Annotated in this window: 24 protein-coding genes; 12 read left to right on the forward strand and 12 right to left on the reverse strand. The window is 63.1% G+C overall.

Annotation, left to right across the window (positions count from 1 at the left end):
- Positions 1-53: 53 nt before the first annotated feature.
- From ACFQX9_RS25345 to ACFQX9_RS25360, 4 genes are all read right to left on the reverse strand, one after another.
- Entirely contained in the window at positions 54-2,333 is a 2,280-nt protein-coding gene (locus ACFQX9_RS25345) for a ComEC/Rec2 family competence protein (RefSeq protein WP_247336797.1), read from the reverse strand.
- A gap of 95 nt (positions 2,334-2,428) precedes the next feature.
- Positions 2,429-2,662 (reverse strand): DUF2171 domain-containing protein, encoded by a 234-nt coding sequence (locus tag ACFQX9_RS25350; RefSeq protein WP_007610829.1) that lies wholly within the window; start codon positions 2,660-2,662, stop codon positions 2,429-2,431.
- A gap of 84 nt (positions 2,663-2,746) precedes the next feature.
- Positions 2,747-3,133, reverse strand: a complete 387-nt coding sequence (locus ACFQX9_RS25355; RefSeq protein WP_377790995.1) for a nuclear transport factor 2 family protein — start codon at positions 3,131-3,133, stop codon at positions 2,747-2,749.
- A gap of 19 nt (positions 3,134-3,152) precedes the next feature.
- Entirely contained in the window at positions 3,153-4,829 is a 1,677-nt protein-coding gene (locus tag ACFQX9_RS25360) for a glutamine--tRNA ligase/YqeY domain fusion protein (protein ID WP_085395031.1), read from the reverse strand.
- 166 nt (positions 4,830-4,995) lie between these two features.
- Between ACFQX9_RS25360 and gltX the strand changes: the two genes are divergently transcribed.
- The 8 genes from gltX (at position 4,996) to ACFQX9_RS25400 (ending at position 14,251) form a co-directional block, all read left to right on the forward strand.
- Complete coding sequence (gltX, locus tag ACFQX9_RS25365; protein WP_085353254.1) at positions 4,996-6,423, forward strand: glutamate--tRNA ligase; 1,428 nt, start codon at positions 4,996-4,998, stop codon at positions 6,421-6,423.
- A gap of 169 nt (positions 6,424-6,592) precedes the next feature.
- Positions 6,593-7,897: a citrate synthase gene (gene gltA, locus ACFQX9_RS25370; protein WP_018458093.1), complete on the forward strand. Its 1,305-nt coding sequence runs from the start codon at positions 6,593-6,595 to the stop codon at positions 7,895-7,897.
- Positions 7,898-8,074: 177 nt separating this feature from the next.
- Positions 8,075-9,253: an ROK family transcriptional regulator gene (locus ACFQX9_RS25375; RefSeq protein WP_198957573.1), complete on the forward strand. Its 1,179-nt coding sequence runs from the start codon at positions 8,075-8,077 to the stop codon at positions 9,251-9,253.
- 57 nt (positions 9,254-9,310) lie between these two features.
- Positions 9,311-10,597 (forward strand): ABC transporter substrate-binding protein, encoded by a 1,287-nt coding sequence (locus tag ACFQX9_RS25380; protein ID WP_085353258.1) that lies wholly within the window; start codon positions 9,311-9,313, stop codon positions 10,595-10,597.
- Positions 10,594-11,517 carry a carbohydrate ABC transporter permease gene (locus ACFQX9_RS25385; protein WP_085362119.1) on the forward strand — a complete coding sequence of 308 codons (924 nt, stop codon included), beginning with the start codon at positions 10,594-10,596 and terminating at the stop codon, positions 11,515-11,517. Before ACFQX9_RS25380 ends, ACFQX9_RS25385 begins: the two co-directional genes overlap by 4 nt.
- Positions 11,510-12,367 (forward strand): carbohydrate ABC transporter permease, encoded by an 858-nt coding sequence (locus tag ACFQX9_RS25390; protein ID WP_018458097.1) that lies wholly within the window; start codon positions 11,510-11,512, stop codon positions 12,365-12,367. Before ACFQX9_RS25385 ends, ACFQX9_RS25390 begins: the two co-directional genes overlap by 8 nt.
- Positions 12,368-12,377: 10 nt before the next feature.
- Positions 12,378-13,487: an ABC transporter ATP-binding protein gene (locus ACFQX9_RS25395; RefSeq protein ID WP_247523000.1), complete on the forward strand. Its 1,110-nt coding sequence runs from the start codon at positions 12,378-12,380 to the stop codon at positions 13,485-13,487.
- Complete coding sequence (locus tag ACFQX9_RS25400; protein ID WP_247296565.1) at positions 13,484-14,251, forward strand: SDR family NAD(P)-dependent oxidoreductase; 768 nt, start codon at positions 13,484-13,486, stop codon at positions 14,249-14,251. The genes ACFQX9_RS25395 and ACFQX9_RS25400 overlap by 4 nt, the downstream gene beginning before the upstream one ends.
- A gap of 121 nt (positions 14,252-14,372) precedes the next feature.
- Here ACFQX9_RS25400 and ACFQX9_RS25405 read toward each other — a convergent pair whose 3' ends face one another.
- Positions 14,373-15,338: an ABC transporter substrate-binding protein gene (locus ACFQX9_RS25405; RefSeq protein ID WP_377790996.1), complete on the reverse strand. Its 966-nt coding sequence runs from the start codon at positions 15,336-15,338 to the stop codon at positions 14,373-14,375.
- A 616-nt stretch (positions 15,339-15,954) separates the two neighbouring features.
- Between ACFQX9_RS25405 and ACFQX9_RS25410 the strand changes: the two genes are divergently transcribed.
- The 3 genes from ACFQX9_RS25410 to ACFQX9_RS25420 all read left to right on the forward strand — a co-directional run bounded on the left by ACFQX9_RS25410 (position 15,955) and on the right by ACFQX9_RS25420 (position 17,733).
- Entirely contained in the window at positions 15,955-16,362 is a 408-nt protein-coding gene (locus ACFQX9_RS25410) for a hypothetical protein (protein WP_085349974.1), read from the forward strand.
- A 199-nt stretch (positions 16,363-16,561) separates the two neighbouring features.
- Positions 16,562-16,999: a nuclear transport factor 2 family protein gene (locus ACFQX9_RS25415; RefSeq protein WP_247487540.1), complete on the forward strand. Its 438-nt coding sequence runs from the start codon at positions 16,562-16,564 to the stop codon at positions 16,997-16,999.
- 329 nt (positions 17,000-17,328) lie between these two features.
- Positions 17,329-17,733: a hypothetical protein gene (locus tag ACFQX9_RS25420; protein ID WP_247336813.1), complete on the forward strand. Its 405-nt coding sequence runs from the start codon at positions 17,329-17,331 to the stop codon at positions 17,731-17,733.
- Between the two features lie 202 nt (positions 17,734-17,935).
- Here ACFQX9_RS25420 and ACFQX9_RS25425 read toward each other — a convergent pair whose 3' ends face one another.
- The 5 genes from ACFQX9_RS25425 to lpxA form a co-directional block, all read right to left on the reverse strand.
- The gene (locus ACFQX9_RS25425; protein ID WP_164988493.1) at positions 17,936-18,109 is read right to left on the reverse strand and encodes a hypothetical protein; all 174 of its coding nucleotides are present in this window, start codon (positions 18,107-18,109) and stop codon (positions 17,936-17,938) included.
- A gap of 1,109 nt (positions 18,110-19,218) precedes the next feature.
- The gene (locus tag ACFQX9_RS25430) at positions 19,219-19,584 is read right to left on the reverse strand and encodes a GNAT family N-acetyltransferase (RefSeq protein WP_247487544.1); all 366 of its coding nucleotides are present in this window, start codon (positions 19,582-19,584) and stop codon (positions 19,219-19,221) included.
- A 219-nt stretch (positions 19,585-19,803) separates the two neighbouring features.
- Complete coding sequence (gene lpxB / locus ACFQX9_RS25435) at positions 19,804-21,003, reverse strand: lipid-A-disaccharide synthase (protein ID WP_377790998.1); 1,200 nt, start codon at positions 21,001-21,003, stop codon at positions 19,804-19,806.
- Entirely contained in the window at positions 21,000-21,857 is an 858-nt protein-coding gene (locus ACFQX9_RS25440) for an LpxI family protein (RefSeq protein WP_085384805.1), read from the reverse strand. Before ACFQX9_RS25440 ends, lpxB begins: the two co-directional genes overlap by 4 nt.
- Positions 21,858-21,876: 19 nt before the next feature.
- Positions 21,877-22,668 (reverse strand): acyl-ACP--UDP-N-acetylglucosamine O-acyltransferase, encoded by a 792-nt coding sequence (gene lpxA / locus ACFQX9_RS25445; RefSeq protein ID WP_085353276.1) that lies wholly within the window; start codon positions 22,666-22,668, stop codon positions 21,877-21,879.
- A 175-nt stretch (positions 22,669-22,843) separates the two neighbouring features.
- Here lpxA and ACFQX9_RS25450 point away from each other — a divergent pair, with 175 nt between their 5' ends.
- Complete coding sequence (locus ACFQX9_RS25450; RefSeq protein WP_085353277.1) at positions 22,844-23,188, forward strand: KTSC domain-containing protein; 345 nt, start codon at positions 22,844-22,846, stop codon at positions 23,186-23,188.
- Between the two features lie 6 nt (positions 23,189-23,194).
- Here the strand turns inward: ACFQX9_RS25450 and fabZ are convergent, their stop codons facing one another.
- On the reverse strand, positions 23,195-23,611 hold the full coding sequence (gene fabZ / locus ACFQX9_RS25455) for a 3-hydroxyacyl-ACP dehydratase FabZ (RefSeq protein ID WP_050992707.1): 417 nt from the start codon (positions 23,609-23,611) through the stop codon (positions 23,195-23,197).
- Between the two features lie 41 nt (positions 23,612-23,652).
- On the reverse strand, positions 23,653-24,720 hold the full coding sequence (lpxD, locus tag ACFQX9_RS25460) for a UDP-3-O-(3-hydroxymyristoyl)glucosamine N-acyltransferase (protein WP_377790999.1): 1,068 nt from the start codon (positions 24,718-24,720) through the stop codon (positions 23,653-23,655).
- Positions 24,721-24,834 lie beyond the last annotated feature (114 nt).

The raw sequence follows: 24,834 nt of genomic DNA on the forward strand, positions 1-24,834 counted from the left end.
CCCGCGAATCCGAACGGACGCACCGAACCACTGCGTTGCTCCGCACCATCAGATCAATCGTCGGCTTGCAGGTCGGTGTCCGCCGGCGTTGCGTCCTTGATGCGAGGCGCGGTCGACTTTGGCGCGAGGCTGCCGTCGAAATCACCCTCGCCGGCGCCGGCCGGCAACCAGGGGCGGCTCGTGCCTCTCGCCCTCACTGCCTGAACCACAAAACCGTCACCACGCTGCGTCAGCGCCAGCGCGCTCTGGCTGGCGAGCCGCTGCCGATCGACCACCATCGCCGCGCAATCGGGCGGCGCGGGACGAGTCGTCACCACCAGGGCGGCCCGACTGCAATCGTCTGCGAGAGCGTCGACGCGCAGTGCCAGCGCGACCAGCCTCCCGTCGGCCAGTGGCGTCACGCAGCCGGATTCGTCGCAGGACACGCCATCGGCAAGCGAGGCTCTGCCCGCATCGCGCGGATCGGCGTCGGCAGCGAGCCATTCCTTGAGCAGAAAGCCGTCCTTGTTCGTCCTGATCAGGTGCAGATATCCGTCCCTGCCCCGCACCGCGACGCTCGCGCCATCCCCGGCAATCAGGATGTCGGGCTGCCGCGCCGACAGTCCCCAGAGGATCGCTGCCAGCAGCACCAGGGCGCCGGACCAGCGCAGCGGCGTGCGCAACAAGCCGAGCACAATGATTCCCAGGCTCGCCGCGATCAGCGGCGCGATCCCGAACGCCGGGATGCGGCCCACCGCGCCCGGCAAGGCCGCGACCCAGCGCGAGACCGCGACCATCCACTCGATGCCAATCCCCATCAGCCACCAGAACACGCTGTCCAGCCCGAACGGCGCAGCAAGCAGCCCCAACAGCCCCGCCGGCATCACCAGCGCAGAGACCACGGGCATCGCGCCGAGATTGGCGAGCACGCCGAACGGCGTGACACGGTGGAAATGAAAGGCGGCATAGGGCGTGGTCGCAAGTCCCGCAATCAGCGAAGCCATGAACAGCATCGCAATCTCGCGCCCACCCCACATCGCAATGCGCGCAGTCGCCGAATTGTCCGGCGAGGCAAACAAATTGGGCATGCCGATTTGCACCAGTGCGACCAAGCCGAGCGTTGCCGCAAACGACATCTGAAAACTCGGATGCACCAGCGCTTCCGGCGCGACCGCCAGCACGATCAGCGCAGCCACAGCAAGCGTGCGGAAGGTGATGGCGCGGCGATCGACCATCACCGCGATCAGCACCACCGCCGTCATGAAGAACGACCTTTGCGTGGCGACCTCCGCGCCCGACAGCAGCAGGTAGAACGCAGCGGCGACCAGCGCGGCGGCGGCCGACCATTTCTTGATGGCGAAGCCGGCTGCCAGTCCGGGGATCAGAGCGAGCAGCGCGCGCACCGCGAAGAACACGACGCCGGCAACGACGGCCATGTGATAACCGGAGATCGAGAGCACGTGGCCGAGGCCGGAGATGAACATCGCATCGTTGACGGGCGTGGTGATCGCATCGCGCCGCCCGGTGAGCAGCGCGGTCGCGATCGCCCGATTGTCGCCGTCGAGCGTCGCCCGGATGCGGGCATCGATCGCATCGCGCAGGCCTTGCATGAAGGCCGCGTAACGCAGCCGTAAGCCGCCGGTCTCAGGCGGCGACGCCACCGTGATGGCGCCCATCGCGAAGCCGGAGGCGCCGATGCCCTGGAAGAACATGTCACGCGAAAAGTCGTAGCTGCCGGGCCGCACCGGCGCGAGTGGCGGCATCAGCCGTGCCTTCAGCTGAACGAAGCTACCGACCTCCGGCGCGGTGCCCTTGCGGACCGACAGGCGCACGCGCTCGAGCCTGACGTCGCTGCGCTGCGCCTCCATCGCCGTGACGCGCAGCACGAAACGATCGGTACGCTCGCGGATGTCGCGAGCCTCGACGAAGCCCGACAACGACACCGAATAGAGCGCCCTTGCCAGCACCGGGTGGGCGATGCGCGCCGTCTTCCAGGTTGCGACGGCAAAGCCGGCCGCGACCGCCGCGATCATGATGGCCGGGGCGAACAGCCGGCTCCGCCGCAACAGAGCCGCGCCAAGCAGGAGCGCGATGGCGGTCGTGGCAACGACCCACAGCACCGGCTCATGATCGGCAGAGAAATAAAGCGCGATGCCGCAGCCAAACGCGACGGGCACCCACGGCAACAGCCGCCCGGCGCCCGCCTCGGCGCGCAGCCAGGCGCGGAGGGTCTCGGCCAGCGATGTCCAGAGGTCGAGGCCTGCAGGCGCGAGGCCGCCCGCGGACGCGGCGCGGCCCGCGGGCCACGTCCCCGCGATCCCCTGCGATCGTACCGGCCGGCCCGGCTCCGCCATTCCCTGCACTCGATGATACGCAACGAAGCCAGAAGCTACCGGAACGTGCAGGTGGGCGGATAGCGGTACGGATCAGGAACGAAGGGGCGCGGCCGCTACTTTTCCTCTTCCATCGTCACGGCCACATCCGCCTTGGCCGACAGCCTGACCTTGTTGCCCTCGATATCGGCGACGAGGCCCTTGTCGATGAAGTGATGATGGCCCTTGTGGCTGCCCTCGCCGCTGTCCTTCTTGGTCAGCTTGATGCGATTGCCTTCGACCTTGTCGACGGTGCCGATGTGGACGCCGTCGGCGCCGATCACTTCCATATGCTCTGCGATGTTCTGCATGGTGGGTTCCTTGTTGGACCCACCCCAACGCGCGGGGAGCACGTTCGTTCTCTCACGAGAATGACGAAGCCGTGTGCCCGCTCGTCAGATCAGCGGCGCCTGCGACGAAGCATGGTGATTGACGATCTTCCACTCGCCGTCCTCGCGCATGATGACCCAGCTCATCTTGACCGAGAAATCGGGGCGTTCGCCGGCGAGATCGAACGAGATGGTCGCGGCCATATTGATCAGATCAGGACCTGCCTGCGCCGCCGTCACCTCGGAAAACACCGCGCTCGGCTTGCGCCAGTGCGGCAGGCCGTTGAAATAGTCTGCGACGCCGGCCCTGCCCCGGTAGAGCTTTGGGTTGGAGCCGAAGAAGAAGGCATTCCTCGCATAGAGCGATGAGAGCGCGGCCGCATCGAGCGTGGCGAAGCCGGCGCGCCATTTCGCGATGATGCCGGAAACGATAGCGTCGGCTTCGTTGCTCATTGTGGTCTCGCAGCTCTTTTCAGCCTTTGGCAACTTCCTTCGCGAACGTGTCGCGCAGACCGATAGTCCTGGAAAATACCGGTCTGTCGGACGTCGAGTCCTTGTCGCGCACGAAATAGCCCTGGCGCTCGAACTGCATCGGCTCGGTCGAATTGCTTTCCGCGACCGATGCCTCGACGCGGGCATTAGCGAGAATTTCCAGTGACTGCGGATTGAGGTCGGCGGCGAAGTTCGAGGCGTCCGGGCTCGGTTTGGCAAAAAGCTGATTGTAGATGCGGATTTCCGCGGGCACGGATGTCGCCGCCGGCAGCCAGTGCATGGTGGCCTTGACCTTGCGGCCATCGGGCGCGTTGCCGCCCTTGGTCGCGGGATCGTAGGTGCAGCGCAGCTCCACCACCTCGCCGGCATCGTTCTTGATCACGCCGGTGCACTTGACGAAATAGGCGTAGCGCAGCCGCACCTCGTTGCCCGGCGACAGACGGAAGAACTTTTTCGGCGGGTTCTCCATGAAGTCGTCCTGCTCGATATAGAGCTCACGGCCGAACGTGATCTTGCGGGTGCCGGCGGAGGGATCATCCGGATGGTTGATCGCCTCGAGCTCCTCGGTCTGCCCCTCGGGATAATTCTCGATCACGATCTTGAGCGGCTTAAGCACCGCCATGCGCCGCTGCGACGTGCGGTTCAATTCCTCGCGGATGCAGAATTCCAGCATGCCGACGTCGACCACGCTATTGGCTTTCGCAACGCCGATGCGCTTGACGAATTCGCGAAGCGCGGCCGGCGGCACGCCGCGGCGGCGCATGCCCGCCATGGTGGGCATGCGCGGGTCGTCCCAGCCCGCGACATGGCCCTCGCGGACGAGCTGGGTCAGCACACGCTTGGACAGCAGCGTGTAGGTCAGGTTCAGCCGCGCGAATTCGTACTGGTGCGGCTTCGAGGGCACCGGCAGCTTCTCGATGAACCAGTCGTAGAGCGGCCGATGGTCCTCGAACTCCAGCGTGCAGATCGAGTGCGTGATGCCTTCGATGGCGTCCGATTGGCCGTGGGCATAGTCGTAGCTTGGATAGATGCTCCATTTGGTCCCGGTGCGCGGATGGTGCGCATGCAGGATGCGGTACAGCACGGGGTCGCGCAGATTGATGTTGCCCGCACCCATGTCGATCTTGGCCCGCAGCACGCGCGCGCCGTTCGGGAATTCGCCCGCCTTCATGCGACGGAACAGGTCGAGGTTTTCATCCACGGTGCGATCGCGGAACGGCGAGTTCTTGCCGGGCTCGGTCAGCGTGCCGCGCGCAAGACGAATCTGCTCCTGGGTCTGGTCATCGACATAGGCGAGCCCGTCGCGGATCAGCTGCTCCGCCCATTCGTAGAGGCGGTCGAAATAGTCCGAAGCGAAGAACAGGTTCTTGCCCCAGTCGAAGCCGAGCCAGCGCACGTCGGCCTGGATGGAATCGATATATTCCTGCTCTTCCTTGACCGGATTGGTGTCGTCGAAGCGCAGATGGCAACGGCCCGGAAACTCTTGGGCGATGCCGAAATTGAGCGCGATCGACTTGGCGTGGCCGATATGGAGATAACCGTTCGGCTCCGGCGGGAACCGGGTCACGATCTCCTTGTATTTGGCCTCCTCGAGGTCGGCCTGGATGATGTCACGAATGAAATCGCGCCCAACCTCGTTCGCCACCGGTTCTGTCATTACGAAAATCCTGTAGGGAAATCAGCGGCCCTTCTGCCAAATTCCCTTGGCTGAGCCAAGGGCTTAAGCAAGGTCTCAAGCAACCCCTGGCGGTCCGCTGCCGGGCTTTAGTTATGCTCCGGTCCTGTTATATACCAGCGCCTCCAATGCATAGGCCCTGCCAAGAATGACCTCTCCCGTCGTCACCCGTTTCGCTCCTTCGCCGACCGGCTTCCTCCATATCGGGGGCGCGCGCACGGCGCTGTTCAACTGGCTCTATGCGAAGAAGCACGGCGGCAAGATGCTGCTCCGGATCGAGGACACCGACCGGGAGCGCTCCACCGAGGCCGCGATCGGCGCCATCCTCGACGGCCTGAAATGGCTGGAGCTCGGCTGGGATGGCGACGTCATCTACCAGTTCAGCCGCGCCGCCCGCCACCGCGAGGTCGCCGAGCAGCTGCTCGCCGACGGCAAGGCCTATCGCTGCTACGCCACCGCCGAGGAGCTCACCGCGATGCGCGAGAAGGCGCGCGCAGAGGGGCGCACGCGCCTCTATGACGGCCTGTGGCGCGACCGCGATCCGGCGACGGCCCCGACCGACGTAAAGCCCACCATCCGGCTCCGTGCGCCCCAGACCGGCGAGACCGTGATCGAGGACCAGGTCCAGGGCCGCGTGGTCTGGCAGAACGAGAATCTGGATGACCTCGTCCTGCTGCGCGGCGATGGCAACCCGACCTACATGCTCGCTGTGGTGGTCGACGATCACGACATGGGCGTCACCCACGTCATCCGCGGCGACGACCATTTGATCAACGCGGCCCGCCAAAAGCAGATCTACGACGCGATGGGCTGGACGCTGCCGAGCATGTCCCACATCCCCCTGATTCATGGCCCGGACGGCTCAAAGCTCTCCAAGAGGCACGGCGCGCTTGGCGTCGATGCCTACCGCGCCATGGGGTACCTCCCGTCCGCGCTCCGCAACTATCTCGTCCGGCTCGGCTGGAGCCATGGCGACCAGGAAATCTTCTCGACGGAGGAGATGATCGCGGCGTTCGATCTTGCCAGCGTCGGCCGCGCAGCAGCGCGCTTCGATTTTGCCAAGCTGGAAAACCTCAACGGCCACTACATCCGCAATGCCGACGATCAATCACTCGTGAAGATGTTCGAGGACGTGCTCGACCACGTCGTGCCCAGCCGCGACGAGCTTAAGGCCAAGTTAAACGACACCACGCGCGCGCAGCTCCTGAAGGCCATGCCGGCCCTGAAGGAGCGCGCCAAGACGCTGATCGAGCTGATCGACAGCGCCTATTTCATTTTCGCGGACCGGCCGCTGGAGCTTGACCCGAAGGCGGCGGCGCTGCTGACGCCTGAGAACCGCAAGCTGATCGGCCAGCTTCATTCCGCGCTGGAGAAAGTCGAGACGTGGAGCGCGGCCAATGCGGAAGCCGCGCTGCGCGCCTTTGCCGAGGAAAATAGTCTCAAGCTCGGCGCGGTCGCCCAGCCGCTGCGGGCCGCGCTGACCGGTCGGACGACGTCGCCCGGCATATTCGAGGTTTTGGACGTCCTGGGACGCCAGGAAAGCCAGGGCCGGCTTAAGGATCAGGCTAAGGACTAGCTGAGGGCCAGCCTACGACGTAAGTCGACCATGCGTGGCGCCATCTTGCAGCGCACACAGCAATAATATACCCATCTCACCCGTACCTTCTGGAACATCCGGCCTGCCCCGCGATATCTCATCGGGGCCTCCGGGTCCGGCCCGTTTCACCATACATCGGGGACCTCTGATGGACGCCAAACCAAGCAATAAGACCGCCACACTGACGGTCGGAAACAAGAATTTCGATCTTCCGATCCACAGCGGCAGCGTCGGGCCCGACGTCATCGATATCGGCAAGCTCTACGGCCAGTCCGGCCTGTTCACCTACGATCCGGGCTTTACCTCGACCGCGAGCTGCCAGTCCAAGATCACCTATATCGACGGTGACGCGGGCGTGCTGGAATACCGCGGCTATCCGATCGAACAGCTCGCCGAGAATGGCGACTTCCTCGAGACCTGCTATCTGCTGCTGTTCGGGGAGCTTCCGACCGCCGCGCAGAAGAAGGATTTCGACGACCGCGTGATCCATCACACGATGGTGCACGAGCAGATGGCCCGCTTCTTCCAGGGCTTCCGCCGCGACGCCCATCCGATGGCGATCATGGTAGCGGCTGTCGGCGCGCTCGCCGCGTTCTATCACGACTCAACCGACATCAACGATCCGAAGCAGCGCATGATCGCCTCCATGCGCATGATCGCCAAGATCCCGACGCTGGCTGCGATGGCCTACAAATACACGGTCGGCCAGCCCTTCGTGTATCCGAAAAACTCGCTGAAGTTCGCCGAGAACTTCCTGCACATGTGCTTTGCCGTGCCGTGCGAGGACTACAAGATCAACCCGGTGCTGGCTGACGCGCTGGACAAGATCTTCATCCTGCACGCCGACCACGAGCAGAACGCCTCGACCTCGACCGTGCGTATCGCCGGCTCCTCCGGCGCCAACCCGTTCGCCTGCATCGCGGCCGGCATCGCCTGCCTGTGGGGCCCGGCCCATGGCGGCGCCAACGAAGCAGCGCTCGCGATGCTCGCCGAGATCGGCTCGGTCGACAAGATCCCCGAGTTCATCGCCAAGGTGAAGGACAAGAACTCTGAAGTCCGCCTGATGGGCTTCGGTCACCGCGTCTACAAGAACTACGATCCGCGCGCCAAGATCATGCAGAAGATGTGTCACGCCGTGCTCAAGGAGACCGGCCATGGCGACGATCCGATGCTGAAGGTGGCGCTCGAGCTCGAGAAGATCGCGCTCAGCGACCAGTACTTCATCGACCGCAAGCTCTACCCGAACGTCGACTTCTATTCGGGCATCACGCTGAAGGCGATGGGCTTCCCGGTCTCGATGTTCACCGTGCTGTTCGCGGTCGCCCGCACCGTCGGCTGGATCAGCCAGTGGAGCGAGATGATCGAGGATCCGCAGCAGAAGATCGGCCGTCCGCGCCAGCTCTACACCGGCGTCACCCGCCGCGACTACGTTGCGATCAACAACCGGAAGTAAGATCGAGCCCATCACGGCTTTCGAAGCGGCGCCATCTCCGGATGGCGCCGTTTTGTTTTGCACGGACACAACCCTGCTGCCGTGCACAACAACAAGTCGGCGCAATATCTCGGCCGACGCTTGACGTCGCAACGCTTCGCGCGCAAATTCTTACTCTAAGTAAGAATGACGACAGGGATGGAAATGCCGGAGCAGCCGAGAAGTCGGCGGCAGACGCGCGCTGCCATTTTGACTCACCTGCTTCAGTCAGGCGGGTCTTTTCGCCCGCCGCTGGCCAAGGCCGTGCGCCTGTCGGAAGCGAGCCTGTCGCGCATCCTGTTCGATCTGAAGGCCGAAGGCCTGATCGAGGAAGTGCGGCGCCCTGCCCCTTATGTCGGTGGCCCCACGGGTCTCGTGTCGCTCGATAAGGCGGTGGCGCTCGCGGCGTTCGAGCTGACCACTCAGCGGCTCAGCGTCGGGGTCGGGGGCCTGTCGGGCGAACTGCACTACACCGGGCATGTGCCGCTGCCGAAGACGCCGACCGTCGCGACGGTCGGCCGGGCGTTTCGCGAAGCGATGACATTGCTGCGCGAGTGGACGCGGCGTCGACGTATCCCCCTCGCACAGATCGGCGTCTCGATTCCGGGTCTCGGCCGGCTGGGCGCGTCAGGCAATCCGATCATTCCCTGCGATGTCGGGCGGATCAGCGAGATGTTCGGCGAGACGCTTCCCGGCGTGCGGGTCGAGTTCACCAATTCGGTCGTCGCGCACGCCATCTTTCACCGTTGCCGCACGGAGCATTATCCATTCAGCGGCGCGCATCTCTTCGTCTTCGTCGGTCAGGGCGTCGCGGGCACCTGGATGGATGACGCGGTCGAGGACGATGTCCTCCAGCCGGTCGAGCTCGGCCACATGGTGTTCGGAGCCGACGGACCAATTTGCCGCTGCGGTCATCATGGCTGCGTCGAGGCTTATACGTCGCTTCCCGCTTTGGCCGAGCTTCTTGGCGTCGCGGAAGCCGAGTTGCTTGAGCTCGGCAGCGAGTGGGTGACCGCGATGCCGCTCTCGTCGCGCGTGCGGCAGGAATTGCGCCGGCGGCTGTTCCGGCTTGGCCTTGCGATCGGCAATACGCTGAACGTGAAGCCATGCAAGGGCGTCGCGATCAGCGGCTGGCCGTCGCTCCTCACCGAGGACGATCGCAACGCGCTCGTCGAGGGGATCGACGCCAGCCTGTTGGGCGGCCGCAAACACGCGCAAGTGTCGCTCGCTTTCGTGCCGCCGTCGAACGGCAACGATCCGCGGGCGGCGCTGGCATTCGCGTCTTTCTGCCTCGCTTGCCGCGGCGGCATGCCGGCCGCATCGGCCGAGGCCGCCTGACGTACCTGATGCCGCGCGGCTCTCGCGCGAAAGAGTTCACACCGGGAGGAAATTGCCATGCCGATCACGACAACAAGGCGCCAACTGCTCGCCGGATCTGCGGCCGCGCTCGCGCTGCCGGCATTCGCCCGCGCGCAAGGCGCGATCAAGCCGCGTCTGACTGCGATCTCGCAATGGTCCGCAGGTAGCGATGGGGCGGCCATCACGGCACTCGGCAAGAAATTCGAGGAGAAAGGCGGGGTTTGGCAGCACTCGCCCGTCCCCGGCTTCACCACCGAGATGATGAACAAGCTGCGTGCCCAGATCATGGCCGGCGATCCGCCGGCCTGCTCGCAGCTCAAAGGTCCCGAGATCGCGGCCTGGTCCAAGATTGCCCCAACCGTCGATCTCGATGCCGTCGTCGCTGCCGCCGGCTACGAAAAGGTTGTCGCTCCGGATCTTGCAAAATTGCACAAGCCGGGGGGCAAGTGGATTGCACTGCCGTTGCAGATCTACAGCACCAACATGCTGTTTCTCTCCAAACGCGCGATGGACAAGGCCAAGGCCGACAAGGTCCCCGTCACATGGGCTGAGTTCAACGACCTCGCCGAGAAGATGAAAGCAGGCGGCGTCCCCTATCCCATCGCCAACGGTGGCACCCGCCCGGACGACGGCCAGAAATTCGAGGCCGCTTTGGCGGGCATCAGCCCCACCGCTTACCGCGCAGCCATCATGAATCTCGACAAGAAGGCCCTGGAGGGCCCCGAGATAAAGGCTGCCTTCGTACAGGTGCGCAAGATTGCCGACTGGATGGACCCCAACGTCGGCGCCCAGCACTTTTCGACCAACTTGAAGCGCTTTGTCGACGGCGACATGGGGATGATGATCATGGGCGGGTGGGCGCAGGGCGTCTTGCGCAACGCCGGCTTCAAGTTCGAGGACTTCATCATCGCCCCGGGCCCGAGCGACAATAGCAAGCCGGTCTTCCTGTTGAATGCCGATGCCTTCATATTCTGGCAGCGCAAGGAGCCCGACCTGCAGGCCGGCCAGACGCTGATGGCCCAGCTCGTCATGGATCCGGCGATCCAGACTATGTATTCGCAGATCACGGGATCGATCCCCGTGCGCACCGATGTCGATCTCTCCGGCGAAGGCTGGTCGGACGGGCAACGGCGGACCGCAGCAGCCCTGAAAGACGCGATTGCCAGCAATCAGGCCGTCCTCAGCCTTGCGCACAACATGGCGCAGGAAAACGGCATGACCGCAGCGATGATCGACGTGATCACGGAGTACGTGAAGAACAAGACGATCAAGCCGGAGCAAGCGGCCATACGCCTCGCCGAAGCCGTCGAGAGCTCACGTTGACGATCGCCGTCTCGACAACACCGGGCCGGCCGGCGGCCTCTGGCTGGGTACGCCGGCTGCCTGAATATCTGACGATCTGGGTGCCGCTGCTGTTATCCGCCGCGCATCTCATTGCGTTTACGCTGTGGACGATCTGGATATCGTTCACGCCGTCCACTCTGGTCCCGGTCTCGGGCTGGGTCGGCTTGCGCAACTATTCTGCGGTCGCCGCATCGCGGAACTGGCAGATTGCCTTGGACAATCTGCTGCTGTTTGGCAGCGCCTTCGTGTTGCTGAGCCTGGCGACCGGTCTCATCCTTGCGATCCTGCTCGATCAGCGCATTCGCGGCGAGAATCTGCTGCGGTCCATCTTCCTCTATCCTCTGGCGGTGTCATTCGTGGTCACCGGCACGGTCTGGAGTTGGCTGCTCAATCCCGGCCTCGGGATCCAGAAGCTGGTCCGCGACCTCGGCTGGACCTCCTTCCGGTTCGACTGGCTGATCGACCGCGACATGGCCATTTGGACCATTGTCATCGCTGCGATCTGGCAATCGTCCGGTTTCGCCATGGCGCTGTTCCTCGCCGGCCTTCGCTCCGTCGACGCCGACCTGATCAAGGCCGCGCAGATCGACGGCGCCGGACCGATCCGAATGTACCGGCGTGTCATCCTGCCGACCCTTTGGCCGATCACCATCACCGTCATCGTCATCCAGCTGCAGTTCGCGATTTCGACCTTCGACCTCGTCCGCGCGCTCACCAATGGCGGACCCGGGATCGCCACCCAGCTGCCGGCCCTCGTCGTCTATGACCTGATGTTCCAGCGCAGCCTGCTCGGACGCGGAGCGGCGGCGGCAGTGCTCATGTTGCTCATTCTTCTTGCGGTTTTGCTGCCCTATGCAGCGTGGCGTTATGTCCAGCGGCGGCGGGCGATCCATGCGTGAGCGAACCATCGCGCCAAGCCGGATTCTGATCTATCTCGTCGTCTCGCTGATCGCTGCAGCATGGCTCGCGCCATTGGTTGTTGTCGTGCTGAACTCGCTCCGCACCAACGAGGAGATCGCGCAGGCGTCGATGATCGGCTGGCCGAAGCAATGGGCATGGAGCAACTACGCCGCGGCCTGGAGCGGTTTCTGCGTCGCCGAGACCTGCGCCGGCATCCGGCCGTACATGCTGAACTCCGCGCTCGTCACGATTCCCGCGACGATTTTCTCGACCCTGCTCGGTGCTGTCGCCGGTTACGCCGTGTCGCTCTGGCGTTTTCGCGGCGATAACTGGATCTACGGCATCGTGACCCTCGGCCTCTTCCTTCCCCAGCAGATGCGCTTGCTTCCCTGGACCATCGTGTTGCGCGATACGGGCCTGATGAACACGCTAACGGGCCTGGTCGTGATCCACACGATCCAGGGACTCTCCTTTACGGTCTTGTTCTGCCGAAACTACTACACTGCCATCCCGCAGGATCTGATAAGAGCTGCGCGCATCGATGGCGCAGGGTTCTTTCGTATTTTCTGGCGCATCATCCTGCCGCTCTCGCCGCCTATTCTGGTCGTCACCGTGATCTGGCAGTTCACGCATATCTGGAACGAATTTCTCTACGGCGTGACATTCACGACTGGTCAGCAACAGCCCGTCACCGCCGCGCTGATCGCGCTATCCGCAGCAGTCGCGGACATCCCGCAGCATGGCGTGCAGAGCGCGGCGGTGATGATCGCCGCCCTGCCGACCCTGCTGATCTATCTGATCGGCGGCAAGTATTTCGTGCGCGGCCTCACCGCCGGGGCCGTGAAATGATCGGATTGTCATGGCAGCCCTAAGCATTCGCTCCCTGTCCAAGCGCTACGCCAATCTGGAGGTGCTGAAGGGCATCGATCTCGACATCGAGAGCGGTGAATTCACCGTGCTCGTTGGCCCATCCGGCTGCGGCAAGTCCACGCTGCTCAACATCATCGCTGGGCTCGACCTCCCGAGCGCAGGCACCGTGGAAATCGGCGGACGTATCGTCAACGACATTCCGCCGAAGGACCGCGACATCGCGATGGTGTTCCAGTCCTACGCGCTCTATCCGTCGATGACGGTGCGCCAGAACATCACTTTCGGCATGGAATGCCGTCACGTCCCGAAGGCCGAGCAGGAAAAGGCGCTGGCGAATGTGGCCAGGCTGCTCCAGATCGAGCCGCTGCTCGGCCGCAAGCCCTCGCAGCTCTCCGGCGGCCAGCGCCAGCGTGTGGCGATGGGCCGGGCGCTGGTGCGCGATCCCCTGCTCTTCCTGTTCGACGAGCCGCTCTCCAATCTCGACGCCAAGCTGCGCGTCGAGATGCGGATGGAGATCAAGCGGCTGCACCAGCGCATCGGCGCCACCATCGTCTATGTCACACACGATCAGATCGAGGCGATGACGATGGCGACGCGCATTGCCGTGATGCATCGCGGCGTGGTGCAGCAGTTTGCCGACCCGGATACCGTGTATCGCTATCCCGCCAATCTGTTCGTGGCCCGCTTCATGGGCTCGCCGCCGATGAACACGATGCCGGCACGGCTGGAGGCCGATGCCGGCGGGCCGGTGGTCGTGATCGGCGCGGGACGGCCGGACGAGGTCCGCCTCCGCCTTCGTCAATACGACGCGGCGGCCCCTTTCGTCGGCCGTGACGTGGTGGTCGGGATCAGGCCGGAATGCCTCGCCGAGGGCAGCCGCGTGTTCTCCGCCGATCCGCCCGTCGTCGTCAACGCGCCGGTGGAGATGGTCGAGCCGACGGGAGCCGAAACGATCGTGCTGCTGCGGCTTGGCGGCGAGCCTGCGCTGGCGCGCATCACGCCGGACATCCGCCCCACACCGGGCGCCGCCGCCCCGTTCGCGCTCGACACGCGTCGCATCTGCCTGTTCGACCCCGAGACGGAGCGACTGATCGCATGACAAGAACGAGCTATGCCGGCCTTAGGGACCGCGTGGTGTTGATCACCGGTGGCGCCAGCGGCATCGGTGCCGCCTTCGTGCGGGCGTTCGCGGCGCAAGGGGCGCGCGTCGCGTTCCTGGATCTCGATGAAGCAGCCGGCCGGGCGCTGGTCGCGGAAGTGAAGGCCGCGGCCGGGACCGTACCCTTGTTCGTGCCGTGCGATCTCCTCGACATCGACGCCTTGCGCGGCGCCATGGCGCAGGTCCGGGGATCGCTTGGCGATGCCGCGGTCCTCGTCAACAACGCCGCCAATGATCAGCGTCAGGTGCTGGCCGAGGTGACGCCGGCCGAATTCGACTGGATGATCGGCGTCAACCTCAAGCACGTCTTCTTTGCCGCGCAAGCGGTGGTGCCGCAGATGCAGGCGCGCGGCAGCGGTTCGATCATCAACATGTCGTCGATTGCCTGGATGCGCGGCGCGCCGGGGCTGCCTGTCTACGCCGCGGCAAAGGCCGCGATCGTCGGCTTCACCAACTCCCTGGCCCGGTCGCTCGGGCCCGACCGCATCCGCGTCAACGCGATAGCGCCGGGGATGGTGATCACGGAGCGTCAGCGCCGGCTGTGGTACCCGGACGACCAGGTGATCGCCGAGCTGCGCACGCGTCAGGCCATTCCCGACGCGGTGACGCCCGACGACATCGCCAACATGGCGCTTTTCCTCGCCTCGGACGACAGCCAGCGCATCACGCGGCAGTGTTTTCAAGTCGACGCTGGTCTCGGCTAGAGCGTGATCCGAGCTGCTGTCGTAGAGGTCCGCTCCGTCTCCGAGAGCAGCCGCGTGAGCCCACCTCACCTTGAGTCGGAGTTGGGCCATGAACGGACTCCTGCATCGCAGCGAGATAGCTCTATTCAATCACCTCGTCAGCGCGAATGAGTAGTGAAGGCGGCACTGTTAAGCCGAGCGCCCTGGCCGTCTTCATGTTGATCACCAACTCGAATCTGGTCGGCTGCTCGACCGGCAACTCGGGGGGCTTGATGCCTTTGAGGATCTTATCGACGTAGCCGCCAGCACGACGCAATAGATCGAAAATATCCGGGCCGTAGACGACTAATCCGCCATCCGCGAATTGTCGGAAGAAATGCATCGCGGGCAGATGATGTTTGGCCGCGAGCGCGATAACTCGTGGGGCTTGGCGAATGATAAGAACATCGCCAAAGACAATGATTGCATCGGCGTGCTGGGCGGCAGCCGAGGCAAAGGCGATATCAAGCTCCTCGTCCGCGGTCGCCTCAATTATCGGCAGAGCCACGCCCAACTTCCGGGCTGCGCTTGGTGCCTCCTCGGCTACCATCAGCCTGTGCATGGGGTTGCTCGGATTGACCAAGAGCGCAATTTTCGACGCGCCAGGAACCAGTTCCTGGAGGATTTGTATTTGTTTGGCGGTCCAATCTCCCGGCACCCAGCTCGCGAGACCGGTCATGTTACCGCCTGGACGCGCGAGGCTTTGGATGAGGCCGAGCCCCACGGGATCGGCGACAACCACGAATACAATCGGAATGGTGGCAGTTGCCGATTTAAGGGCAAGGGCTGGTGACGGCCCGAGGGCAATTACCAGATCGGGAGTTAGCGTCACCAACTCCGCAGCTAGGGTTGACAAGCGATCCGGAGTTTCGGCAAAACGATATTCAACGAGCAGGTTCCTGCCCTCGATCCAGCCCTTCTCGCGCAAACCACTGCGCCACGCGTTGCGACCCTGAGAATCTAGGAATCCGCCCAAGAGACCGATCCGGCGAGGCGTGCCCTGGGCCCGCAAACGCCGTGGCGAAACGAGCAGCATTGCACTGCCTGCTATGAACTCCCGCCGCTTCATTCGATCCTCATCGGAGCCCGAGGACGATCGAACACAGAGTATCACGTCTCGATAGTTGGTGCACTCACAGCTGGGAGATGCAGGGGATCGGCGCAGCGGCAACTTCGGGTCACGTGCCGATATCCTATAAACGAGCGCCAAGGTTGCCACGTAATCGCACCACTGGATTGGTTAGAAGTCATGCCTTATCGTGCGCGTACTTCTCCAAAAGCAGCCGACTACATCACTTTCTCAGGGCCTCCGCGAAATATGCCCGGCGACCAGCACGCACACACCGTAGGACCAGTCAGCGACACTGACTTGCGTATTCAGTCGGGCGCCGTGTGAAGGTGCCGAAAGCGAGTACGATTCTCCGGGCCCTAAACAAGCTGAGGCATTATGCCTCTTGGGGCGAAACACCCATTTCTACGGGTGCACCAGTCTCGTAGAATGTGGTTGCCCTTGAAGCGGGATGTGCCGAAGTCACCGTTCGGGCCGAACGAGCAGTACTAGCGCTGTCGGCAGGTACGCTACCCTAAGAGACCGCCCCCCTTTTCGGTTTCACACCACGATTTCACATTCCACACGCGCGCAGCTTTTGCGGCGGCTTGTTGCAAGTAACCCAGGGAGAAAAGCGATGAGCAAGATCGATCGAAGGTCTGCATTGACATTCGGGTTGGCAGCGGCATCGGCGGCCATGATAAAGCCCGCCGCCGCTCAAACGACGGGCTACAAGGACACAACTCCGTGGCCAGGTGTGGTGGTGCGTGAGTATGATGGCGAGACACCATCGCTGATCCCGGGTTTTAAGACCGTCTCAATGCGCGACATCATCATGCAGCCGGGATCGAAGACCATGGGGCCCCCGATGATGAATGCCATGGTCTGCCATATCACCGAAGGAGAGCTTCGGCTTGAGCAGGACGAAAAGACCTTTACCGGCAAGAAGAATTTTGTCTGGACCTGCAACAAGGACACAAAGGAGCAGGCGTTCAATGATGGGAACGTGGTCGCGATTATGCGGATCACCGACCTGAAGGCTTAAGGCTCGTTCTTCGTAAGTAATCGATTGTGGGAGCGAATGACGCACGCGACGGTGCCGATCGCGTCGGTTTCCGCAATGAACCAATGGCCGCCACGCGACCGGCGACGGTGTCGTCATACTGGCGGACCGCAGCTGCGGCAGACGACCGGAGTGATGATCTAATCAATCGGGAAGGCGTTATCCTACAGAGGAGTATCCTATGAAGTTGGCTCTAACATCAGCACTAGTCATTTGTCTGCTCGGTGCGCCGGGAATTTCGTTGGCCGCGGACGCCAAGGGCGACGTGGAGAAGGCTTACGCCGCTTGGGATGCCGCATTCAATAAGCACGACGAGAAAGCCATCGGCGCCTCCTATGTTGCGACGGCAAAATTGATGCCACCCACACATCAGGTCGCGTCGGGTCCGGCTGAGATCGAGAAATTCTTTGCCGGACTGTTCGCGAGCGGTGTGACGGATCACAAGTTGGAGATGATCGACGCCGGCGGAGACGATAAGGTTGTCTTCGGCACAGCCAAGTGGAGCGCCACGGGTAAGGACAAGGAGGGCAAGCCGTCTCCCTTCAGTGGTTTAGCGACGCATGTCTTCGAACGCCAAGCCGACGGATCGCTCAAATTGAGACTACAAACATTCAACTAAAGCGGTCGAAGCTTAATCGGTCCGGCGAGGCGGCGGCCTTACCGGACACCCAAAACGGCTACTTGTCTCCGGTGCAAGCTATGTCCGGGTTGGGTCCAAAAGCAGCGGTGGACGTCAAGTTGGATCGAGGTCCGGTTTGCCCCTGACAGCCGGCATGACACGCGCTCAATTGACCTTCGGCTAAGGGCCAAGAGGCGAAATTGACTCGGTCGCCAAAGGTAAAGCCGTGCCGAGGTAGTGATCGGCATCTCTAACGGCATGCACTTTCCGATTGAACCTTGGCGCAATTCCGATGACCCACGCAAATGGGCAGGGAAACGGAGGTTTCCATGACCAGTTCCAGTGGACGCCCGGTGCATTTTTATCGGTTGATCGTAGCCCTGTATGCGGTCAATTTTTTCGGCATCAGCACAGCCTATTCACATGATCCGATCGGGCCAGAACTGAACGCTTGGTTCAAAAGTCTCAAGAATAAGGCAGGTGAGCCGTGCTGTGATGGAGGGGACGGCCAACACGCGGAAGCCGAGTGGGATGTGGCAAAAAGCGGCTATAGAGTCCTTCTGAAAAATCCGCAGCGCCCAAGCGAACCCGGGCAATGGTTTAACGTGCCAAACTCTGTCGTGCTCAACCGGCAGAACCTCAGCGGCAGGGCGCTGGTTTGGTGGTGGCCGTCCTACGCCGAAGGAAGAATGATTCCTTTGTGGCGCTGCTTCATTCCCGGACCGGAAGGATGATCCGTCGTTGGGCAATCAATAGCACCCGTAGTCCGCCATGGGTCAAGGTGCGAAGAACCCGGCCTGAGCAAAACCAGTCCGCTTCCACCCACGAAGCTGACCTCAATGAGACGGTTCGCCACTTCGCTGATGGGCCACAAGCGGGAATGCCAAATGAGCAGCTCAAGCCTCGCCGCACGAGGACGGGTGCAGTCCAATCCCCTCAGGAGATCGAGCGCCAACGCTCTTGGCTCATCCGCAGTTCAAACTCGAGCTGGTACTTTTGGGCTTTTCGGATCGCATCGCGGCGTTCTTGGCGAAGCCGGATCGAGGTATCGATCGCTCGTTGCGCTCGATCGAAGAGTTCTAGCGTTTCACTGCTGAAGGGCTGGGCCATGATGATCGCTCCCGTCTAGGCGGGAGCGCAAATCATCTCTCAGGCACCGACGCCTACGGACAAGCCTTTGGCCGGCGATAATCGGTAGTGCGCCACATCTGGAGGAACTGCAACCGAATACGCACTCCTCTGGAGCGAGCATCGATGCATCAGGTCCGTTTGGCCAGCGACAGATTGCGAGACTACTCGTGTGCTGAGAGCGGCGGGCGGAGCTTCTTCCGGCTGAGGGCTAATCTTAGTCTTTCCCTCAGTTGACGGATTTCGTCATATTGCTTTTCGATCTCTGGATCGATGCGCAGCCGTTCTAATTGCTGCTCGTGCAGTTTCGACAATGCTGCAATATATGAACTTTGGATGGGCGGGACACGCATGATGACCCTTAATAGAATGCGAGAAAAGCCTCTCAAAACACTTGGCCGAAGCACAACTTAGAAAGAGATTTTGGGGTGGAGCCTTTCTGACAATGCGGGCTCGCTGGCGAAGTTCGGTCGTTGCGGCTTTATGACGCCTGCAGGCTGTTCCCCGACCTTCAGGAGTCCAGCTTCTGGCGGAGCTTCCTGATCAATTCGCTGAGGCCGGCGGCATACTTTTCGATGATGCGCCGTCGGGCTCTCGGGGGCTTCACTTCTGGCTTGGGCGCAGGCTTATCGTTCATGGACATCACATCATGCGCACGGTGGCAGGCGGTTTTGATCCAGATCGATCGTTCTCTTCAGGGGAGCTGGTCTGCTCGCTTCGCGATCAACTCAGCCCGGGCCATTGCCGCTTCGGCTCGTGCAAGGCGGAGAAGTTCACGTTGTTTTCTCAAGGCGGCGCGAAGCGTGCGGGCCTCGTCGCGCAACCTGCGACTGTCCTCCCGCGTAGTCTGAAACTGGGCAAATGTCGAATCGTCCATAGCGGAATTGGGAGCAAGCCGGCCGGTTCCTGCATTTGGCTAGGTTAAAGAACACGGTGCCCACTCCCTCAGAGGGAGCTCGATGCGCTGGAGTCCGCTTTGGGTCAAAATGCGAAGAACTCAACGTGAGAAAATCTGGTCCGCCATGCCTCACTGATCGGACCTCACCCGGTGCGCTGCTACTTCGCCGATGGGCCAGGAGCCGACATGCACCTCATATTGATCCCAGCTCCGTAACCAGCTTGGGAAGCATCCTGCCGCGTAATGAGCCGGAGGGAGCGAAGCCGCAGTCTTTCGCGCCCATTCGTCGATAGAAAGGTGCAGCATCTGGGTCCGCTTCGATCACCATACGATGAGCGCCCATGGCTGTTGCTTCGCTGGTGGCCCAATGAAACAGCTTCATTCCTACACCATTACGAAGCATCGTCGGGTCAACGAACAACTTCAACAAATCAGCCTCGCTTCCAGTGACCTGGACTTGGGCGACGCCGACAATCTTGCCGTGCTCTTCCGCCACCGCAATCGAACTAGATTGCAGTTCGTATGGTTCGATAGTGAGTTCACCCCGACACGCGTCCATGAAGTCGTTGCCGTAACCCCATACAGCTTTGGACCTAAGACACAAAGCCGAGAGCGTTGGTAGTTCTTCAAGTCTCGGCGGTCTGAGAACACAAGTCACGAAGCTTGGCTCCTGCATCGGCTTTCGGATACCACATCGTGAGGCCGATGTCTCAGGCCACCAGCCGCCCGATCGCGCTCAACGTGAGAGGCTTCCGCTTTGCTCTCGTAAGCCAAGAGTTTAGGAGTACGCGTCCGGGCTCGCCCGCCTACCCTTGCGTATCGTCGCCAGCACGATGTCGGCTGCGAGCACGCTCGGCGATCTGTTGCCTGTCGACATGATCGTATCGAGCTGGGCGAATGCTTCCACCTGCTGCCGGCGCAGCGGTGAATCGGTCAGAAGCTCCCAGAGCGCGGGCGCCAGCTTCTCCGGCGTGCAGTCTTCCTGCAGGAACTCCGGGATGACATCCTTGCCGATCACGAGATTGGCGAGGATCACCGAGGAGACACGGATCGCGCGGCGCAGGATGAAGGCTTCGATCGCGCCGACGCGATAGGCCGTCACCATCGGAATGCCCGATAGCGCGAGCTCCAGCGTCACCGTGCCGGATTTTGCCAGTGCCGCGCGCGCGATGCGGAAGGCAGCGCGCTTCTCGTTCTCGCCGACCACGATTTGAGGCTTGACCAGCCAGTTCGCGATGCCTTCGCGGATGGTGGTTTCGAGATGCGGCATGGTCGGCAGCATCAGCTCGAACGCGCGGCCTTCGGTCTGCAATCGGCCGAGCGTCGCGCCGAACACGTCGAGATGGTGCCTGATCTCGCTGCGGCGGCTGCCGGGCAACACCAGCAAGACCGGCGGCTCGCCGTCGCGGCGCGCCTGCTCCTCCGCGTTCGGCCGCAGCGAGGGCAATTGCTCGATCAGGGGATGGCCGACATAGCTGCATGGCGGCCCGCCGAGCTTGCGGTATTCCTCCGGCTCGAATGGCAACAGGCCGAGCACATGGTCGACATAGCCGAGCATGGTCCGCGCCCGTCCCGGCCGCCAGGCCCAGAGCTGTGGCGAGACGTAGTCGACGATCGGGATCGCCGGATTGCGCGTCCGCACGCGGCGGGCGACACGGTGGGTGAAATCGGGGCTGTCGATGATGACGAGCGCGTCCGGCGCGGCTTCGGTCACGGCCTCCGCGGTCTCGCGGATCAGCCGCAGGATCTTCGGCAATTGCTGCACGACCGCGGCGAAGCCGACGATCGAGAGCTGCTCGATCGGAAACAGCGTCTCGAGCCCCTGGCGCGCCATGGTGTGGCCGCCGACGCCCACGAACTGCACGCCGTCGCCGAGGCGCTGGCGCAGCACCTTCATCAAGGCGCTGCCGAGCCGGTCGCCGGATTCCTCCGTGGCGATCAGGAAGATCTTGCGCTTGGGATCGCGACCCTGCATCACGCCGGCAGGCCGATGACGAAGAGATATTTTGCGTCGGCGAGTGCGATCATTGCCTGCGGCTCGGCGGCGATGGTGTTGCCGGCAACGACGGCGATCCCGGCCAGCCCTGCGGCGGCGACGCCCTCGAGGGTGCGCGGGCCGATCGTCGGCAGGTCGAAGCGCAGATCCTGCCCGCTCTTTGGGACCTTCACCAGCACGCCCCGCCCGGTGGCGGCGCGGATGCGGCCCTCTTCGCGCAGCCGTGCCACGCGCGCGAGCAGTGCATCGGTGCCCTCGATATCCTCGACCGCCACCACATGGCCGTCGATCACGACCGCGGCCTGGCCGATATCGAACGGACCGAGGGCGGTCAGCACCGCGCGTCCGCGCTCGATGTCGGTCTTGCCGGTGTCGCTCGGCCAGGCGCGGCTGATGCAGCCCTCGGGCATCAGCAGATCGGGCGCGACATCCTTGATGCCGACCATGCGAAAGCCGCCCTGCTCGAGAATGCGCCCGACGCCGGACAACAAATGATCGTCGCCGCCGCGGAAGGCGCGGATGACATTGCCGAGCAGCCGAAGCGTCGTGAAGTCGACCCGGACCTCCGAGAGCGAAGGTCGCACCAGCGTGCCGATGAAAATCAGGTCGCGGCAGCCCTCCTCGCGAAACAACCGCATGGCGCGGCCGAGCTGGCCGACCGAGATCCAGCGATGACGGAATTTCTCTACCCGCGCGGGATCGCAGGCTCCCCGAAGCGGAAACAACACCGGCGTGATGCCGCGGGCGGCGAGCGAGTCGGCAACCGCGAACGGCATCGCGCCGCCGCCAGCGACGACGCCGACCGGCGATGAAATTTCCGAAGCCGCCGATGTCATGCCCGGGGCCATTCCATCATCACTTCGCGATGGCGGGAAGACAGAGCGGGCGCTTGCCCTTGCCGATGAAGTCGAGGATTTCGCCGATCGCCGGATCTCCACCGGCGAGCGGCCGCGCCGCCTCCAGGCGTTCGGCAAAGGTAGCGGGGCCATGGAAGAGTTTCTGGTAGAACGCGCGCACGGTCACAAGCCGCTGCTTGGTGAACTTGCGCCGCTTCATGCCGATCAGGTTGAGGCCTTCGAGCACCGCATATTGGCCGTTGACCAGCCCATACGGGATGACGTCGTCGCGCACGCCGCAGACACCGCCAACCATCACATAGGGGCCGATGCGGGTGAACTGATGCACTGCGGACAGGCCGCCGATATAGACGGCGTCACCGATCTCGCAATGGCCGCCGAGCGTCGCCGAGGTTGCGAAGATCACGTTGTTGCCGACCATGCAGTCATGCCCGACATGACTGTTGTTCATGAAATAGCCGTCGTTGCCGACGCGCGTCAGGCCACCGCCCTTGATGGTGCCGACATTCATGGTCGCACCTTCGCGGATGGTGCAGCCCGAGCCGATCTCAAGCTTCGTGGGCTCGCCCTTGTAGCTGAGATCCTGGGGCGCCCCGCCCAGCACCGCGAACGGCGAGATCACGCAGCCATCTCCGATCGAGGTGTGGCCGATGGCGGTGACCTGTCCGATCAGCTTGCAGTTATTGCCGATCGCGACATGCGGGCCGATGATGCAGAAGGGGCCGATCTCGGTGCCCTCGCCGATCACGGCGCCGTCCGCGATCCGTGCGGTGGGGTCAATCTTACTCATCAAGCAATCTGACTCATCAAGAAGGTCTGATTAGGTGTTGAAGTCGCTCGGTTTTCCGCTGGTTAGCGCGACTATGCCCGATCTGTCCAGTGACGTATGATCTCTCCGTGTTTCAAGTGCCGGATGAGGCAGCCTTCCCGGGTCATCAACAAGTTCACGCGGAGCTTCAGGTATCGTGGTCAGGGCCCTGGCACTTCTCCTCGCACAGTTCGCCGCGGCGCCGATCGTCTCCGAGACGATCGAGACCGCCGAACACCGCCCCATCGACCTCGCGACGTTCGAGTGCCGCGACATCAGCCGCAGCACGGTGCTTCAGCGGGTCTGTTACGACCGTGCGCAGCAGGCCCTCGTCGTGGCCGTTGAAGGCGTTTATGACCGCTATTGCGGCGTACCGGTCGACACGGTCGAGCGCCTGCTGGGCGCACCGTCCATGGGACAGTTCTTCAACCAGAACATCAAGCGCGAGGTCAGCGGCGGCCGGTACGCGTGTCCTGCGCGCGAGCGCATCCAGAGAAGTTGATCCCGCTCAGTCGGTCAGCATGGCGCCGACGTCGGCCTCCGCAACCACCTGGCCGTTGACCTTGGCGTCGCCGTGAAACCACCACATGGCCTTGCGGCGGCCGATCGAGCGCATGTGGTATTCGATGGTATCGCCGGGCAGCACAGGCTTGCGGAACTTGCACTTGTCGATGGTGAGGAAATAGACCGCGCGCGGCTTCTCGGTGCCTTCGACCGACTTGATGCCGATCACACCCGCGGTCTGCGCCATCGCTTCGATCATCATGACGCCGGGATAGACCGGGCGATCGGGAAAGTGGCCCTGGAACGGCGGTTCGTTGAAGGTGACATTCTTGATGCCGATGCCGCTGTAATCGGTGCGGATGTTGATCACGCGATCAATCAGCAGCATCGGAAAACGGTGCGGGAGCGTTTGCAGGATCATGTTGATGTCCACAAGCTCGAACCTGACCGGTGCTTCGTCCGTCACTCCCGTTCCTCCTGCTTCGGATCGGCCTTGCTGTCGCGCGCCAAGCGCTCGACCGCCAAAATTTCCTTGAACCACTGCCTGGTCGGCTTGGCGAAAAAACCACCCCAACGTCCGTTGGGAGGAACGTCGTCCTTGACGCCGCTCATGGCAGTCACCTGAGCTCCATCCCCGATCTTGACGTGATTGTTGATGCCCACCTTCGCTCCCAGCGCCACGTTGTCGCCGAGGGTGAGGCTGCCGGCAAGGCCGATCTGGGCTGCCAGCAGGCAGTGCCGGCCAATGGTCACATTGTGGCCGATCTGGACCTGATTGTCGATTTTGGTCCCTTCCCCGATCACGGTGTCGCGCAAGGAGCCCCGATCGATGGTGGTGCCGGCGCCGACCTCCACGTTGTTCTGAATCAGCACGCGGCCGGTCTGGGGCACCTTCAGATGGCCCTCGGGGCCGAAGAAGATGAAGCCGTAGCCGTCCTGGCCGATCGAACAACCGGGGTGGATCAGCACGTCGTTGCCGATCAGCGCGCACTGGATGGCGGTGCGTGCGCCGACATTGCAGTCCCGGCCGATCTTGACGCCGGGGCCGATCACGGCCCCCACACCGATCACCGTGCCGCTGCCGATCTCCACGTCAGGGCCGATCACGGCCAAGGGATCGACGATCACGCCGTCCTCGAGCCTGGCGGTGGGGTCGATGATGGCCGACGGCGCGATGCCGTCGTTGCCGGTCCAGGATTGCGGCCGGAGCGCGTCGCCATGCCACTCCCGCGCGATCCTGACGAAGGCGCGGAACGGCTGTGGCGCCCGCAGCACGGCGACATGCGCGGGCACCCGCGCCTCGAAGCGTGGGCTCACCAGGCAAGCACCGGCCTTGGTCGCCTTGAGCTCATCGGCATATTTGAGATTGTCGAAGAACGTCAGGTGCATCGGGCCGGCTTCGTCGAGCGAAGCAAGACCCCTGATGATTTGGCCGCCCCTGGCGGGATCGACCAACTCCGCCTTGGTCAGCGTGGCGATGTCAGCCAGCGCTGAGGCGGGCGACTGTGTGAAGAAGGTCGGCTGCGCCATTCCACCCCGTCGCGGTCCGGCTTCGGCATGAAGCGGCCAAGCCGCATCATGCCTCATCTCCTGGATTGGCACGATCCCTTTCGGAAACCGGCTCCGGTGGTCCGGATCGTGCCG

The organism is Bradyrhizobium sp. GCM10028915, from assembly GCF_042666195.1.
Lineage (GTDB): Bacteria > Pseudomonadota > Alphaproteobacteria > Rhizobiales > Xanthobacteraceae > Bradyrhizobium > Bradyrhizobium canariense_D.

Excerpts from the sequence above, each read along its gene's own strand:
- ACFQX9_RS25345 (WP_247336797.1), bottom strand. The coding sequence starts at position 2,333 with ATGGCGGAGCCGGGCCGGCCGGTACGATCGCAGGGGATCGCGGGGACG.
- ACFQX9_RS25350 (WP_007610829.1), bottom strand. The coding sequence starts at position 2,662 with ATGCAGAACATCGCAGAGCATATGGAAGTGATCGGCGCCGACGGCGTC.
- ACFQX9_RS25355 (WP_377790995.1), bottom strand. The coding sequence starts at position 3,133 with ATGAGCAACGAAGCCGACGCTATCGTTTCCGGCATCATCGCGAAATGG.
- ACFQX9_RS25360 (WP_085395031.1), bottom strand. The coding sequence starts at position 4,829 with ATGACAGAACCGGTGGCGAACGAGGTTGGGCGCGATTTCATTCGTGAC.
- gltX (WP_085353254.1), top strand. The coding sequence starts at position 4,996 with ATGACCTCTCCCGTCGTCACCCGTTTCGCTCCTTCGCCGACCGGCTTC.
- gltA (WP_018458093.1), top strand. The coding sequence starts at position 6,593 with ATGGACGCCAAACCAAGCAATAAGACCGCCACACTGACGGTCGGAAAC.
- ACFQX9_RS25375 (WP_198957573.1), top strand. The coding sequence starts at position 8,075 with ATGGAAATGCCGGAGCAGCCGAGAAGTCGGCGGCAGACGCGCGCTGCC.
- ACFQX9_RS25380 (WP_085353258.1), top strand. The coding sequence starts at position 9,311 with ATGCCGATCACGACAACAAGGCGCCAACTGCTCGCCGGATCTGCGGCC.
- ACFQX9_RS25390 (WP_018458097.1), top strand. The coding sequence starts at position 11,510 with ATGCGTGAGCGAACCATCGCGCCAAGCCGGATTCTGATCTATCTCGTC.
- ACFQX9_RS25395 (WP_247523000.1), top strand. The coding sequence starts at position 12,378 with ATGGCAGCCCTAAGCATTCGCTCCCTGTCCAAGCGCTACGCCAATCTG.
- ACFQX9_RS25400 (WP_247296565.1), top strand. The coding sequence starts at position 13,484 with ATGACAAGAACGAGCTATGCCGGCCTTAGGGACCGCGTGGTGTTGATC.
- ACFQX9_RS25405 (WP_377790996.1), bottom strand. The coding sequence starts at position 15,338 with ATGAAGCGGCGGGAGTTCATAGCAGGCAGTGCAATGCTGCTCGTTTCG.
- ACFQX9_RS25410 (WP_085349974.1), top strand. The coding sequence starts at position 15,955 with ATGAGCAAGATCGATCGAAGGTCTGCATTGACATTCGGGTTGGCAGCG.
- ACFQX9_RS25415 (WP_247487540.1), top strand. The coding sequence starts at position 16,562 with ATGAAGTTGGCTCTAACATCAGCACTAGTCATTTGTCTGCTCGGTGCG.
- ACFQX9_RS25420 (WP_247336813.1), top strand. The coding sequence starts at position 17,329 with ATGACCAGTTCCAGTGGACGCCCGGTGCATTTTTATCGGTTGATCGTA.
- ACFQX9_RS25425 (WP_164988493.1), bottom strand. The coding sequence starts at position 18,109 with ATGGCCCAGCCCTTCAGCAGTGAAACGCTAGAACTCTTCGATCGAGCG.
- ACFQX9_RS25430 (WP_247487544.1), bottom strand. The coding sequence starts at position 19,584 with ATGGACGCGTGTCGGGGTGAACTCACTATCGAACCATACGAACTGCAA.
- ACFQX9_RS25440 (WP_085384805.1), bottom strand. The coding sequence starts at position 21,857 with ATGACATCGGCGGCTTCGGAAATTTCATCGCCGGTCGGCGTCGTCGCT.
- lpxA (WP_085353276.1), bottom strand. The coding sequence starts at position 22,668 with ATGAGTAAGATTGACCCCACCGCACGGATCGCGGACGGCGCCGTGATC.
- fabZ (WP_050992707.1), bottom strand. The coding sequence starts at position 23,611 with ATGATCCTGCAAACGCTCCCGCACCGTTTTCCGATGCTGCTGATTGAT.
- lpxD (WP_377790999.1), bottom strand. The coding sequence starts at position 24,720 with ATGGCGCAGCCGACCTTCTTCACACAGTCGCCCGCCTCAGCGCTGGCT.